This window comes from Pantoea sp. ANP04, assembly GCF_041982285.1.
In the GTDB taxonomy this organism is placed as follows: domain Bacteria; phylum Pseudomonadota; class Gammaproteobacteria; order Enterobacterales; family Enterobacteriaceae; genus Pantoea; species Pantoea eucalypti.
This window is the reverse complement of sequence record NZ_JAUTYS010000011.1, coordinates 18,341-31,578: the sequence shown is the minus strand read 5'-3', so window position 1 is coordinate 31,578 and position 13,238 is coordinate 18,341. Positions and strand designations below refer to the sequence as shown.

Genomic DNA, 13,238 nt, shown 5'->3' with positions numbered 1-13,238 from the left:
TTAACATTACGTGCATTTTTCCGGCTGGCTGGTTCAAAACCCGCGCATGATACCATCGAATGTAAAGACAGGTAAGCAGAAGTATGTATAGGTTTTGGGTGGTTATTTGAGGGATTAACGCGAGGTAAAATGCGCAGTCGCGGCGTCTGCGCAGAGGCCGATCCCGGCCGCAGAAACTCTTACTGCGGCTGGATCGGCCCGGGCAGTCATTGTGTGGAGGCGGGAGCCCAGCCACCGCCCAGTGCGCGATAGAGATCGATCTGCGCCAGCAACAGATTATTTTTAACGGCCACCCGATTCAGCTGAGTTGAAAACAGGGTTCGCTGCGCATCCAGTTCATCCAGATAGGAAGCGTAGCCATTTTGATAGCGGTTGCGGGCAATGCGCAGCGCCTCGGTTACGTAAGTTTCCTGCTTTTGCAGTTCCTGAAGCTGTGCCTCACGCTGTCGGATAGCGTCCAGGGCATCGTTGACTTCCGAGAAGGCGTTGCGCACCACTTTTTCATAGCCGTACAGCGCCTGATTGCGCGTTGCCATTGAGACATCAACCTGTGCCGTCAGCGCTTCACGGTTCAGCAACGGTGCCAGAATGCTGCCGCCCACGCTCCAGAGCCGGAATGGATTGTCTGCGAGCTGGTGCAGCACCGAACTCTGCAGGGTGCCGGTGGCAGTGAGGTTCAGCCCTGGCAGCAGCTTAGCGCGCGATGAGGCAAGGCTGGCATCTGCGGCCAGTAACTGACGCTGCGCCTGCACAATATCCGGGCGGCGATTAAGCAGTTCGGACGGCAGCAGCGACGGCATCTGCTGCGGTAGAATCTGGTCAAACTGCTGACGGCGGGCAATGCTACGCGGGTTCATGCCCACCAGGACGCTCAGCGCATTCTCCTGCTGCGCGATCTGATGCTGCAGCTGCGGTATCTGTGCTTTCGCCGACTGATATTCAGAAGCGGCCTGCATCCACTCCAGCCTTGAGGTGTAGCCGCTCTCAAACTGACGCTGGGCCAGCTTCAGTGAATTGTTGCGGGTCGCCAGCGTCGCCTCGGTGACCCGCAGCTGTTCATCCAGCGCGCACAGGTTGAGATAACCCGATGCCACTGAGCTGGCAATGGTCAGCTCTGCAGCAGACGCGGCGGCCTGCTGCGCCGCTAAGCTTGCCTGCGACGCCGAGACGCTATTGCTACGCGCTCCCCAGAGATCAACCTCGTAATTTGCCTGTAACAACCCCTGAAAAACATCGGTTTCATACGGCTGGCCCGTCACTGAGGAGAGCGTTCGCTCACGGGTCGCCGCTACGCCGGCGCTGAGGGTCGGAAATTCATCACCCTGCGTGGCGCGCAGCTGGGCGCGATACTGATCAACCCGGGAACGCGCGGTGAGAATATCAGGATTGTTGCGCAGCGCCTGTGTGACCAGCCGGTTGAGATACGCATCATGAAACGCGCGCCACCACTCCGCTTCCGGCGCAGCAGCAGGCCCGACACTGTTGCGCCAGGCGGCGGGGATCGGCAGAGAGGACGGTGCCTTTTCAACCTGCGTGGCGCAGCCGGTCAGCGCCAGCATCAGCGCACTTACCAGTAAGCCGCGACGCATCATTGTGCGCCCTCATCGGCGGCCTGGGCTGCGGTATCGATATCGACTTCAACCGACATGCCCGGGCGCAGCTGCTGCATATCCTGCTCGTTGATACGGATCCGAACCGGAATACGCTGCGCAATTTTAACGAAGTTACCCGTGGCATTGTCAGGTGAAATAGCGCTGAACTCTGAGCCGGCTGCCGGCGAGATAAATTCCACCTGCCCGTTAAAGCGTTTGCCATCCAGTGCATCGACCCGAATCGTCACCGGCAGGCCAGGCCGGATATGGGCCAGTTGAGTCTCTTTCAGGTTCGCGATGATCCATTTGTGATTGGGCACTACCGAGGTCAGGCGCGTACCGGCCGTGACATAGGCGCCGGTTCGCACTGACAGCTGACCGAGCTGGCCATCATCAGGCGCGGTAATCCGGGTATTCGCCAGATCGATCTCCGCCAGCTCCAGCGCGGCGCGGGCGCTCTCGACATCCCCCTCCAGCGCGTCGCGATTAACGATAACGGTTTGCAGGTTCTGCTGCGCGACGGCGATCTGCGCGGCAGCCTGGCGGACCTGGGCCTGGGCCTGAGCGTTTGCTGCGCGGGCGGCGTCGCGCTCACGTACCGACAGCGATCCATCCGCCGCAAGATTCTCAACGCGTTTGAGATCAAAGCCGCTTTTCAGTGCCTGCGCTTTCGCGTTTTCCAGCGCCGCTTTATTGCTCTGGATGGTCGCTTCTGCGCTGCGCCGCTGCTGCAGATTGTTTTTCAGAGCCGCCTGCTTCATCGCCAGTTGCGCCTGCGCCTGATGCACCCGCTGACGATAGATACGATCATCAATCGTCATCAGCAACTGCCCTTTCTTCACCGGCTGCAGATCGATGACCTTTACCGAGGTGAGATAGCCATTCACCTGCGGACTGATAAAGGTCACCTGACCGCGCACATAGGCATTCTCGGTGCTTTGTATTGCGCTGGTAAAAGGCCAAAGCTGCCAGGCATACAGGATAACCAGTACGCCAATCACTACAATACCGCTGCCAGCGGCTATCGAAAGAATACGTCGACGGTTTGCACGTTCGCGTTCTGCCGCCTGAAGCTCATCCTGCTGACTCATTGTTTCTCCGTTGATTCCTGTAACGCAGCCAGCTGTTGCTGCTCACGCAGATTAAATTGTGCCTGACGCCAGTCAAGATAACGACGCCGGGTTAAACGCCAGATGACCCACATCAGAGTCACCAGAGCCAGCGCAGCGGTTAACAGATAGGTATCGTTGTAGGCGAGCACATTAGCCTGTAGCGTGGCGACCGTCTGTAACTGGGTGGTGCTCTGCGCACCGCGCAGAACGTCGTCACCCACCAGTGAATTAAATAGCGCGTTGTACTGGCTTAGCCGTTCGGTAACGTTAGGATCGAGCAGTGAGAGTTGATCGCCCAGCAGGCTGGAGTGATATTTTTCCCGCCAGACCTGAAAAGTGCCAAGGATCGCTGAGCCGATCAGTCCACCCAGGTTCTGACTCATGCCAAACAGCACCACAAAGCTCACCAGGTTTTTTGGCTGGGTCACCACGCTACCAATGCCCATCAGCATCGCCGGTGCCATGAAAAAGGCGCTGCTGAAGCCCAGCAAAAACTGGCTGAGATACATTTCGGGGCCACGGGTCAGCGGACTGGATTGCGCATCCATCAGCGAGGCGATAATCATCACCACCAGCGAGGCGACAATCGGCCAGTTGAGATGATTGGGTTTGATGGTGAGTGCGCTGGCGGCGATGCCCACGATAACCCCGGCCATGATCGCCAGTGCCAGACCGCGCATTTGATCGTTCTGCAAACCCATCTGCTGCAAAAAGCCGATCGCGCCGGTGTTCTGTTCCGCCAGTACGATACGGATCATGACCATGACAATGCCAAGCCGCACCATCATGCCGCTGCTCAGCCAGCGGGTGTTAATCAGGGGGTTACGCCGGTTATGCTCAATAACAATCGCCGCGACAATCAGCGTCAGGGCAATTGCAGTACAGATTCCCAACCACGGCGTGGTGAACCACCATTCAATGCGACCCAGCGTCAGCACGCCGCACAGCAGCGCCATGCCAGGCGCCAGCAGAACGAAGGTCAGGAAATCCATCTTTTCAAAGGTTTTAATGCGATCGCCTGGTGGCAGTTTCACCAGCAGCACCCCACCCAGCGCGATCAGTGCCAGACCGAGTTCAAACAGATAAAGGCCACGCCACTCGTTGAGCTGCAGTAATTCTGACGAAAATAAGCGGGCCAGCGGAATAGCCAGCTGAGAGACCGTCAGGCCAATCACCAGCGCTTTCAGGCGATGTTTTGCGGGCCAGGCCTGAACCTGATAGTAGATGCCCAGTGAGCTGAGCGCCGCCGCCACCATGCCATGGGCGGTGCGCACAATGATCGCCGAGCTCAGGTCGTTAGCGAATAAGTGAAAGAATGCGACCAGTACATAAAGCACCAGAAAGGCTTCAGTAAAGACACGCAGGCCAAACTGCTGTCGGAATTTTACCAGCAGCAGATTTATAGAGATGTTGCCCATCACGTAGACTGCAGGTAACCACGCAATCTCATTCGACCAGGCTCCAAAGGTGCCCTGCAGATTAACCAGGTTCGCGGTGACCAGTGCGTTACTTAACGCACCCGTCAGCGAAATCAGTAAGCCGATCAGGCCAAATGCCAGGCGCTTTGGCATGGGATGCAGCGGCGTCGAGGGTGAACCCGGCAGCATCGGTTTTTCGTGCGGTAACCACTCGCGTGCAGCGTAGGGATTTCGCTTTGCCACCTCTACATACTTCCCATGCGGCTCAGCAGTTGTTGCAGGACGCGCTCGGTGACGGCCAGATCCCCGGGATCAATATCAGCCAGCATTTCAGTACGGAGAGCATCAGCCTCGGTTTTCACTTTGGCGAAGGCTTCATTGCCTTTATCGGTCAGCACCAGGTGACGTTTACGGCGATCTTCTGGCGGTTGTACCCGCGTCAGCAGCGACTGTTTCACCAGCCGATCCACCAGCGGCACCATACTGGCATCTTCCAGCCCCAGCAGTTGCGCCAGTTCGGTCTGCGTCATGCGCTGCGGCTCACTGGCAATCAGCCCGATGGCCATCCAGCTGCTCATGCTTAAGCCGCTATCTTTAAGGTGACGATCAACCGCCAGGCGCCAGGCATGGGCGGTCAGATGCAGTAAGTGGGTAAAGGTACGCGTATGCTCAGACAAATGTTAGCAGCCTAATAGTAAGATATCTAATTGAGTGGAGGCGTTATTATACGCAAAGCGAAACGCGATTGAAAAGCGTCCGGTCTGTTAAAAATTAGTGGATCGCGTCAGAATGTCCAGAGGCCGCAATCAGGAGCCGGATAACATGAATCAGGCATCAGCAAACTGGATCGATTTGCGCCGTGACGCCGTTAGCGGTATTGAGGCATTGTGCGCCCATTTCACTGGCCACGCCTGGGATCCCCACTGGCACGACAGCTATCTTATTGGCGTGACCGAGCAAGGTGTACAGCAGTTTCATTCGCGGCGCAAACAGCATCAAAGCCGTCCCGGCACGGTTTTTATGCTGGAGCCTGAGGAGTTGCATGATGGCGATGCTATCAACCACAGCGGCTTCACCTATCGTATGCTCTATCTTTCACCGCAACAGATTGCGCAGCAGCTTACGCCTAATCAGGCTGATGACCCCTTGCCGCGTGAACTCCGCTTTGCAACCACACTGCGCGACGACCGCCCATTGGCTTATGCTGTCTGGCACGCGTTTGATGCACTGTGGTACAACCATCCCGCGATCATCAAAGAGGCGGCGATGGATCGGATGTTCAGTCAGCTCACCTCGCACCGGCAATGGTCACTGCCCGCTCAGCCCGTCGATAAAGATGCCAGGCTGGTGCAATGGCGGCTGCTGGGCATTGCCATCGTCGGCGATAAAAAAAACCTGCGTAAGCTGACGGCTAAACTGGTGTTGTTCAGCTAATTTGTTCCCGGGAAGCTGGCCACGGCTTCCCGGCTTTTTCCACCCGGTTCGTCAATCCCGCCATCTGTATAGGTTATTTGTACAACTTTTGTGTCGGAATAATCCTTATAACTCCTTGATAAGTTGTGAATGGCACATTTTGCTAAAGAATTCGATTTTACAGATAGTTATTCATTGTATAAGTTTACTGTCACGAGTTGTATGCGACTCTGTAACGAATGATGCATTTGCGTCGCCTCTGAAGGTGTCAGTGGATTTCCACCTTCAGAGGTTAATTTTTGTTTGCTCAATTTGTGGCACTGGTACCATCGCATCTGTCCATGCGGTGGTTTTTTTGATCGCTTTTGTCCTGACATCCGAACCGGAATCGGGCTGTTCTGAAGGGCTTACACATGCAATATATTATTCCCCGGACCAATCAGGAAATCGCTGATTATTTTAACCCTGCGGCCAACAAGCCAGCCAGCGAGATGGAAATGCTGGGTATCCTGATTGCAGAAATTTTGCAGTCAGGCATGCCAGTGAATAATAAAGCCATTATTTCCAAACTCATTCATCGGCTTGAACTGGAAAGTGACAGGGAAATGCTGGATAGCTACCGCCAGCTGCTCGACCTCGTGGTCCACAAGACCCCGGATGATTTTTCGCTGTAAGACTGACTCCATGGAGGGAGTTCCCCCCTTTTTCTGGCATCTTTGCCCGTCGCCCGGTACTATCTGCCCCTCACCATGAGCCTGATCTTCCCGCCCCTCGCGCGGGAGCAAAACAACTAAAGAGCCTGCAGACCTTTATGACTCAAACCAATGATGTTGCCGCAACCGACGTTGTGGCGGGCGATATCAGTGTGGGGCGCGTTCTGCGTTCGCCTGCGCTGCTGACCCGCGAATGCCTTGCCGGAGTAATTACCGCGCTGGCATTAATCCCTGAAGTGATCTCCTTTTCCGTTATTGCCGGTGTAGACCCTAAAGTCAGTCTCATCGCCTCGGTCGTGCTCTGCCTGACCCTGTCGATACTCGGCGGACGCCCGGCGATGGTTACGGCGGCTGCCGGTTCTGTCGCACTGGTAATCGGACCGATGGTTCATCTGCACGGTGTTGAATATATTCTGCCCGCGGTAGTCATGGGCGGCGTGATTCAGATTCTGTTTGGCGTGGCCGGTCTGGCACGCATGATGCGCTACATCCCCCGCTCGGTGATGCTGGGATTTGTGAATGCGCTGGGCGTGCTGATTTTCTTTGCTCAGGTGCCGCACGTCTGGGGCCAGTCATCTCTGGTGTGGATTTTCTTTGTCGCGACCCTGGCAATCGTGCTGTTGTTACCGCGTCTGTTAAAGAGTGTTCCTTCTCCGCTGGTTGCCATTGTAGTGGTGACGGGCGTCGCGCTATTAATGGGCTATCGCATGCCGAACGTGGGCGATGAAGGACCGATGAGTCCTGGCCTGCCCGGTTTTAACAGCCTGCTGGTACCGCTTAACCTGCAGACTCTGCAGATTATCTGGCCCACCGCACTGAGTATCGCCTTTGTCGGGCTGATGGAGTCGCTGCTGACCGCCAAACTGGTCGATGACCTGACCGATACCCCGTCCAGTAAGCGCCGCGAATCCTGGGGTCTGGGTGTGGCAAATATCCTTGCGGGATTTTATGGCGGTATCGCCGGATGCGCGATGATAGGTCAGACTATCGTCAACGTTGAGCTGGGCCGTGCGCGCAGCCGCGTTTCAACCGTGGCTGCGGGTCTGGTGCTGCTGCTGCTGGTGACCGGACTGAGCCGGATAATGGCGCAAATTCCGATGGTAGTATTGGCCGGTATCATGATGGTGGTGGCAGTGAAAACCGTTAACTGGCATAGCCTGCAGCCCAACACACTGAAACGTATGCCGTGGTCAGAGACGCTGATTATGGTGCTGACAGTGGCGGTAACGGTCTGGACAGGAAATCTGGCACTGGGCGTGCTCGCTGGAGTAATCCTGGCGATGCTGCTGTTTGCCCGCCGTATTGCACATGTCATTCATGCTGAACGTCAGCTGAGTGAAGATGGTGAGTCAGTACGCTATGAGGTACGTGGCCCGCTGTTCTTTGCCAGCAGCAACGATCTGTTTGAGCATTTTGATTATGCGCATGACCCGAAAAAAGTGACGATTGACTTAACGCACGCGCAGATCTGGGATGCATCCAGCGTCGCAGCGCTGGATGGTATTGAATATCGCTATCAGCGTTATGGTGCAGACGTGACGATTGAAGGGCTGGATCCGCGCAGCACTGATTTCCATCAGCGCCTGACCGGTAATTTCGGCTAAAACGCCGTTCTGCTGCCTCTCCGGCAGCAGACTTTACTCTGCCTGTTGCCGCCGCGCCCGATAGCGGCCAACCATAGTAATCAGCGCCTGATAGATTAAACCAGCATAGAGACTTGTCAGAATCGCCAGGCCTGGCTCTTTTCCCTGCTGATGCCATGACATAAACCACATGAATACGCCCCACAGTACAGAGAACACCAGCCATCCGCGGACGAACTTCATAATGCCATTCATAACGACTCCTCTTAAATAATGAACCACCTTAACCTGCTCCGGCCCAAAAAGCATCGCCCGTTTATTCGGGTTGAGAGACGTCTCATATAATCGCCACAAATTCTCTCTCTGGCTCGGACATGTTACCTCGTCCAGGTAATTTTACGGCGATTCTCTATACTCTACGTTCCGCTTACCTGATCAGGGAATTACGATGAAACGTATTGCTTACCTGTTATCGATGCTGGCTATACTTGCGACACTCATTGCCTGTGCACCACCACCGCCGGGCAGAGATGCACCACCGCCACCGCCGCCAGGCAAAGAGGCTCCACCACCCCCTCCGGGCGGGCAGCAGCCAGTTGGCGCACCAGGCGGTGTTGGCCCGGCAGGACAACCGCAGGGATAGTCTGTTTCAGCCAGTCTGCGTTGCAGGCTGGCTAATGCCGAAAGGCGCAGCCGCAGGCTGACATTTCTCCTGGCGCAATTTTGCCAAAATGGGAGTGGCGACGCGCTAATTGCCCCTGCACTTGACTGGTGACAACGTGCTGCCCCAACCAGCGATCTAACGCGTTGCCCATAATTTGCCTGATATCAGGTGACCAGCTGGTAAGATGCCAGGTAGAGCTCCGGGCTTCCTCACTGTCTCCAAATCCCGCCACCGCAATGTGGGCACCCTGACCAAAATCACGGATTGCCTGTATCGCACCAAAGGCCAGGAGATCGCTTTCACAGAAGAGTGCCTGAATACGATCGGCGGCACGGGTCTTTTTCAAATAATCCATCATCGCCTGATACGCGCCATCACGATCATCTGCCTCTGAAGTCAGCACAGCATTCAGCACCCTGCCCGCCGCCTGTAGTGCCGTGCTATAGCCCTGCTTTTGCGCGCCTTCAACAGGCTGGCTTTGCATAAAGCCAAACCGCTGATGCCCTTCCGCGAGCAGTAATTCCGATGTTACTTCCCCTGCCCGCCGCGCATCCGCTTGCAGTTCAGGCTCCGCGTCAATCTCAAGCACCGGCAAATTGCAGGTATCTGTAATGCGGTTGCCGGGTAGCAGTATCAACCCCCGCGTCGCAAGCGGTTTCGCCTGCCGGATGAGTGCTGTCAGAGCTTCTTCGCTATCGGCACTCAACAGCACGGTGATAGCACCGCGAACATTAAGTTGCCGCGTTACCTCGTCCAGCATTTTCTGTTGATACGGATTGAGCAACTGGCTGGCGACAATACCAATAACCGGCGGTAAAGCCGAAAGGGCTGAGTCATGTTTGAAAGGTCTGGTCATTGACGTTAACGTCTCTGCAACGGCAAATAATACCCACCACTTTACGATAAACCAACCTGTTTCAACAGGTTATGAAATTCGACTCAGGCCGCAAAAATGAATGAAATCAGATGTAATCAGGTTTGAATTGGCAAAGCAGTGACACGGATAATGAACGGTTATTCAGCACTGAGACGTGATGCCAGTTGAAAAGCCTAAGGATGTGAGGTGCCAGCCATGCCAGATTCCGGGCACAAAAAAACCGCCTCTGAGGGGCGGCTTGACGACACTGCTTATCATTGATTTTATTGGTAAAGCGATATGGTGCCCGGGGCGGGACTTGAACCCGCACAGCCTTACAGCCGAGGGATTTTAAATCCCTTGTGTCTACCGATTTCACCACCCGGGCTGGGTGTAACTGGAGGCGCGTCCCGGAGTCGAACCGAGGTACACGGATTTGCAATCCGCTGCATAGCCACTCTGCCAACGCGCCTTAACTATGATGCCGCCAGGCTAACCTGACATGCGAATCTGGAGCGGGAAACGAGACTCGAACTCGCGACCCCGACCTTGGCAAGGTCGTGCTCTACCAACTGAGCTATTCCCGCAATTTTCAGCAATCTTATCGAACCTGCTGATTTTGTTTATCTTCTGGCAGCCTGGCTGCCGTTCGATGCGATGCATTCTACTTAGATGACGCAATGAGTCAATAAAATTATCCTCACAGACCATCCGTTTGCTGCTTTTTAAATCGTATCGATCACGGTTCGAGCAAATCACCGCGCGCCGCGCTTAAATACTGGAACATCGACCAGAAAGTCAGCACTGCAGCAATGTATAACGCCACCACGCCAATCGCTACAACGGTGGCATCTGGGCGCCACAGCAGTGCGAAGAGAGACAACATTTGCGCAGTCGTTTTGACTTTACCAATCCAGGAGACAGAAACACTACTGCGCTTGCCAATCTCCGCCATCCATTCACGCAGCGCAGAGATAATGATCTCGCGGGCAATCATGGTTGCCGCTGGCAGAGTAATCCACCATGCGTGAAAATGTTCTGCCACCAGCACCAGCGCTATCGCGACCAGCACTTTATCAGCAACCGGATCGAGGAATGCGCCAAAGCGCGTCGTCTGCTTCCAGCGGCGCGCCAGAAAGCCATCAAACCAGTCGGTAACAGCAGCAAAAATAAAGATCAGTGCAGTAGCCAGCGGCGCCCAAATGAACGGCAGATAGAAAGCCAGCACAAAGAACGGGATGAGCACAACTCGAAACAGGGTGAGACACGTCGGGATGTTTAATTGCATATGCCGGTAACTGTCTGGATATAGGTAGAATTTAACCTATGTTCCTACATTGCCCCCCCCGTTTCAATGTTAGTGTTTCAAGGAATAGTATATTTTTTCTGCCAGCGCATGCGAGATGCCTGGTACATTTGCGATCTCCTCCACCGAGGCATTCATTAACGGTTGCAGGCCTCCCATGTACTTAAGCAGTTGCTGACGTCGTTTCGGCCCGACGCCTTCGATGCTTTCCAGTGCACTGGTGTTCTTCACTTTGGCCCGTTTTTTTCGGTGACCTGAAATTGCATGATTGTGAGCGTCATCACGAATGTGTTGAATCACATGCAGTGCAGGTGCATCAGGTGGCATCGAAACGCCCTCCCCTTCAGCCTCAAAGAACAGCGTTTCCAGACCGGCTTTACGGTCGCTGCCTTTAGCAACGCCGAGTAAAATGGGCTGGTTTTTATCCCAGGGCACATCCAGCTCGGCAAAGACCTGTATCGCCTGTGACAGCTGACCTTTACCGCCATCAATCAAAATCACGTCGGGGATCTTATCTTCTTCAATCGCTTTGCCATACCGGCGTCGCAACACCTGGTTCATGGCGGCGTAGTCATCTCCCGGCGTAATGCCGGTAATGTTGTAGCGACGATAGTCGGCACGCAGCGGACCATTCTGGTCAAACACCACGCAGGAGGCGATGGTCTGCTCACCCATGGTGTGACTGATATCAAAACACTCCATGCGTGTGATCTTGTCGAGCTCAAGAAACTCTGCCAGCGCATTCAGCCGCTGGTGGATGGTAGAGTGCTGAGACAGACGCGTGGTTAACGCTGTCGCGGCGTTGGTGCGCGCCAGCTTGAGATAGCGGGCGCGATCGCCGCGTGGCTTGCTTTGAATGTTAACCCGACGTCCCGCCAGTTCACTTAGGGACTCTGCCAGCAACTCGCGCTCTGGCAAAGTAAAGTCCAGCAGGATGTCGCCAGGCAGCGTACGTGCTTCACTGCCCTGCAGGTAGAACTGCCCGACGAAGGTCTGCACGACTTCGGCCAAATCAGTGTCCACAGGCACCTTCGGGAAGTAGCTGCGGCTGCCCAGCACTTTGCCCTGACGAATGAACAGCACGTGAAGACAGGCCATGCCCGCCTCATAAGCCACACCCATCACATCCAGGTCATCGCCCTGATTGGAGACAAACTGTTTTTCGGTGATGCGCCGCACGGCCTGAATCTGATCGCGCAGCCGGGCCGCTTCTTCGAAACGCAGGCCAATGCTCGCCTCTTCCATACGTTTAACCAGCTGGTTAAGCACCTGATCATCTTTACCGGCCAGGAACAGGCGCACATAGTCGGTCTGCTGCGCATACTCTTCCTCACTGACCAGCCCGGCAACACAGGGGCCGAGACAGCGACCAATCTGATATTGCAGACAGGGCCGGGAGCGATTGCGGTAGACGCTATTTTCGCACTGGCGAATGGGGAAAACTTTTTGCAACAGTCCCAGCGTTTCACGCACCGCATAGCCGTTCGGGAACGGGCCAAAATATTCGCCTTTGGCATGCTTTGCCCCACGGTGCATCGCCAGTCGCGGATGAGTATCGCTGCTGAGAAAGATGTAGGGATACGATTTATCGTCGCGCAGCAGAACGTTATAGCGCGGCTGGTAGAGCTTGATGTAGTTATGTTCAAGCAGCAGCGCTTCGGTTTCGGTGTGGGTGACGGTGACATCGATGTGCTGGATATTGCTGACCAGCGCTTCGGTTTTTCGGCTGCCGACCTGAACGCGGAAGTAACTGGTCAGACGCTTCTTCAGGTCTTTGGCTTTGCCTACATAGATGACGGTGCCTGAGGCGTCATACATGCGGTAAACACCGGGCTTGCTGGTTACCGTACTCAAAAAGGCTTTGGAATCAAAAACGTCATTCACTACTGATTAACGGCTCCGCATTATAGAGGCCATGTCGAATGGCCAGATGCGTTAACTCTACATCGCCACTGATATTCAGCTTACTGAACATCCGATAGCGGTAACTGTTAACGGTTTTAGGACTGAGATTTAACTGCTCGGAAATTTCCGTCACCTTTTGTCCCCGGGTGATCATCAGCATAATCTGCAATTCCCTTTCCGACAAACAGCTAAAGGGGGATTCCGTTTTTTGCGGCTCAATCTGACTCAGGGCCATCTGCTGAGCGATGTCTGATGCGATATATCGCTGTCCGGCATTCACCGAGCGAATTGCATTGACCACTTCCTGGGGTGCTGCCCCTTTACTGAGGTAGCCTGCTGCCCCCGCCTGCATAACTTTAGCAGGCAGCGGACTTTCCGTATGAATAGTCAGCATAATGATTTTGATATCGGGATTGTAACGCACGATTTTGCGCGTCGCCTCCAGTCCGCCGATGCCAGGCATGTTCATGTCCATCAGGATCACATCAACCTGGTTAGCACGGCACCACTTAGCCGCATCCTCACCACAGTTGGCCTCTCCGACCACGGCCAGACCTTTAACATCCTCCAGGATGCGACGGATGCCGGTACGGACAAGTTCATGGTCATCAACAAGAAGCACACTGATCAACGGGGAAACTCCAGAGGCTGAAAAAGAGGAAGCGACTAACGATTT

At 55.0% G+C, this 13,238-nt stretch carries 12 protein-coding genes, 3 tRNA genes and 1 pseudogene; 4 read left to right on the top strand and 12 right to left on the bottom strand.

All coding sequences use genetic code 11. From position 1 onward, the window contains the following. Positions 1-206: 206 nt before the first annotated feature. From Q7C21_RS15335 to Q7C21_RS15320, 4 genes are read right to left on the bottom strand one after another with little or no spacing between them, the layout of a single operon-like run. Positions 207-1,589 (bottom strand): efflux transporter outer membrane subunit, encoded by a 1,383-nt coding sequence (locus tag Q7C21_RS15335; RefSeq protein WP_187512814.1) that lies wholly within the window; start codon positions 1,587-1,589, stop codon positions 207-209. After that, positions 1,589-2,683, bottom strand: a complete 1,095-nt coding sequence (locus Q7C21_RS15330; RefSeq protein WP_003849960.1) for an HlyD family secretion protein — start codon at positions 2,681-2,683, stop codon at positions 1,589-1,591. The genes Q7C21_RS15335 and Q7C21_RS15330 overlap by 1 nt, the downstream gene beginning before the upstream one ends. Continuing rightward, positions 2,680-4,365: an MFS transporter gene (locus tag Q7C21_RS15325; RefSeq protein WP_008925900.1), complete on the bottom strand. Its 1,686-nt coding sequence runs from the start codon at positions 4,363-4,365 to the stop codon at positions 2,680-2,682. Before Q7C21_RS15325 ends, Q7C21_RS15330 begins: the two co-directional genes overlap by 4 nt. Before the next feature lie 2 nt (positions 4,366-4,367). After that, positions 4,368-4,799, bottom strand: coding sequence for a MarR family winged helix-turn-helix transcriptional regulator (locus Q7C21_RS15320; RefSeq protein WP_003849964.1), 432 nt, complete (start codon positions 4,797-4,799; stop codon positions 4,368-4,370). 145 nt (positions 4,800-4,944) lie between these two features. Here Q7C21_RS15320 and Q7C21_RS15315 point away from each other — a divergent pair. From Q7C21_RS15315 to Q7C21_RS15305, 3 genes and pseudogenes are all read left to right on the top strand, one after another. Continuing rightward, positions 4,945-5,412: pseudogene (locus tag Q7C21_RS15315) on the top strand (AraC family ligand binding domain-containing protein); the annotation flags it as partial. Positions 5,413-5,948: 536 nt separating this feature from the next. After that, positions 5,949-6,209, top strand: a complete 261-nt coding sequence (locus Q7C21_RS15310) for a biofilm/acid-resistance regulator YmgB/AriR (protein ID WP_003849968.1) — start codon at positions 5,949-5,951, stop codon at positions 6,207-6,209. Between the two features lie 137 nt (positions 6,210-6,346). Then, entirely contained in the window at positions 6,347-7,852 is a 1,506-nt protein-coding gene (locus Q7C21_RS15305) for a SulP family inorganic anion transporter (protein WP_008925898.1), read from the top strand. 33 nt (positions 7,853-7,885) lie between these two features. Here Q7C21_RS15305 and Q7C21_RS15300 read toward each other — a convergent pair whose 3' ends face one another. Further along, a complete protein-coding gene (locus Q7C21_RS15300) occupies positions 7,886-8,086 on the bottom strand; it encodes a DUF6404 family protein (protein ID WP_003849972.1) in 201 nt (66 codons plus the stop codon). Between the two features lie 193 nt (positions 8,087-8,279). Between Q7C21_RS15300 and Q7C21_RS15295 the strand changes: the two genes are divergently transcribed. Continuing rightward, the gene (locus Q7C21_RS15295) at positions 8,280-8,474 is read left to right on the top strand and encodes a hypothetical protein (protein WP_375150862.1); all 195 of its coding nucleotides are present in this window, start codon (positions 8,280-8,282) and stop codon (positions 8,472-8,474) included. Positions 8,475-8,505: 31 nt separating this feature from the next. Here the strand turns inward: Q7C21_RS15295 and Q7C21_RS15290 are convergent, their stop codons facing one another. The 7 genes from Q7C21_RS15290 to uvrY form a co-directional block, all read right to left on the bottom strand. Beyond that, positions 8,506-9,351, bottom strand: a complete 846-nt coding sequence (locus Q7C21_RS15290) for a substrate-binding domain-containing protein (protein ID WP_039660978.1) — start codon at positions 9,349-9,351, stop codon at positions 8,506-8,508. A 301-nt stretch (positions 9,352-9,652) separates the two neighbouring features. Beyond that, positions 9,653-9,739: transfer RNA gene (locus tag Q7C21_RS15285), tRNA-Leu, on the bottom strand. A 10-nt stretch (positions 9,740-9,749) separates the two neighbouring features. Continuing rightward, a tRNA-Cys gene (locus Q7C21_RS15280) sits at positions 9,750-9,823 on the bottom strand. A 39-nt stretch (positions 9,824-9,862) separates the two neighbouring features. Continuing rightward, positions 9,863-9,938 (bottom strand) — tRNA-Gly (locus Q7C21_RS15275). A 152-nt stretch (positions 9,939-10,090) separates the two neighbouring features. Then, positions 10,091-10,639: a CDP-diacylglycerol--glycerol-3-phosphate 3-phosphatidyltransferase gene (pgsA, locus tag Q7C21_RS15270; RefSeq protein ID WP_008925896.1), complete on the bottom strand. Its 549-nt coding sequence runs from the start codon at positions 10,637-10,639 to the stop codon at positions 10,091-10,093. Positions 10,640-10,708: 69 nt separating this feature from the next. Beyond that, positions 10,709-12,541 (bottom strand): excinuclease ABC subunit UvrC, encoded by a 1,833-nt coding sequence (gene uvrC, locus Q7C21_RS15265; protein ID WP_039660976.1) that lies wholly within the window; start codon positions 12,539-12,541, stop codon positions 10,709-10,711. Further along, the gene (uvrY, locus tag Q7C21_RS15260; RefSeq protein ID WP_008925894.1) at positions 12,534-13,193 is read right to left on the bottom strand and encodes a UvrY/SirA/GacA family response regulator transcription factor; all 660 of its coding nucleotides are present in this window, start codon (positions 13,191-13,193) and stop codon (positions 12,534-12,536) included. The genes uvrC and uvrY overlap by 8 nt, the downstream gene beginning before the upstream one ends. Between the last annotated feature and the right edge of the window lie 45 nt (positions 13,194-13,238).

Excerpts from the sequence above, each read along its gene's own strand:
- Q7C21_RS15290 (WP_039660978.1), bottom strand. The coding sequence starts at position 9,351 with ATGACCAGACCTTTCAAACATGACTCAGCCCTTTCGGCTTTACCGCCG.
- Q7C21_RS15295 (WP_375150862.1), top strand. The coding sequence starts at position 8,280 with ATGAAACGTATTGCTTACCTGTTATCGATGCTGGCTATACTTGCGACA.
- Q7C21_RS15335 (WP_187512814.1), bottom strand. The coding sequence starts at position 1,589 with ATGCGTCGCGGCTTACTGGTAAGTGCGCTGATGCTGGCGCTGACCGGC.
- Q7C21_RS15330 (WP_003849960.1), bottom strand. The coding sequence starts at position 2,683 with ATGAGTCAGCAGGATGAGCTTCAGGCGGCAGAACGCGAACGTGCAAAC.
- Q7C21_RS15310 (WP_003849968.1), top strand. The coding sequence starts at position 5,949 with ATGCAATATATTATTCCCCGGACCAATCAGGAAATCGCTGATTATTTT.
- Q7C21_RS15305 (WP_008925898.1), top strand. The coding sequence starts at position 6,347 with ATGACTCAAACCAATGATGTTGCCGCAACCGACGTTGTGGCGGGCGAT.
- pgsA (WP_008925896.1), bottom strand. The coding sequence starts at position 10,639 with ATGCAATTAAACATCCCGACGTGTCTCACCCTGTTTCGAGTTGTGCTC.
- Q7C21_RS15300 (WP_003849972.1), bottom strand. The coding sequence starts at position 8,086 with ATGAATGGCATTATGAAGTTCGTCCGCGGATGGCTGGTGTTCTCTGTA.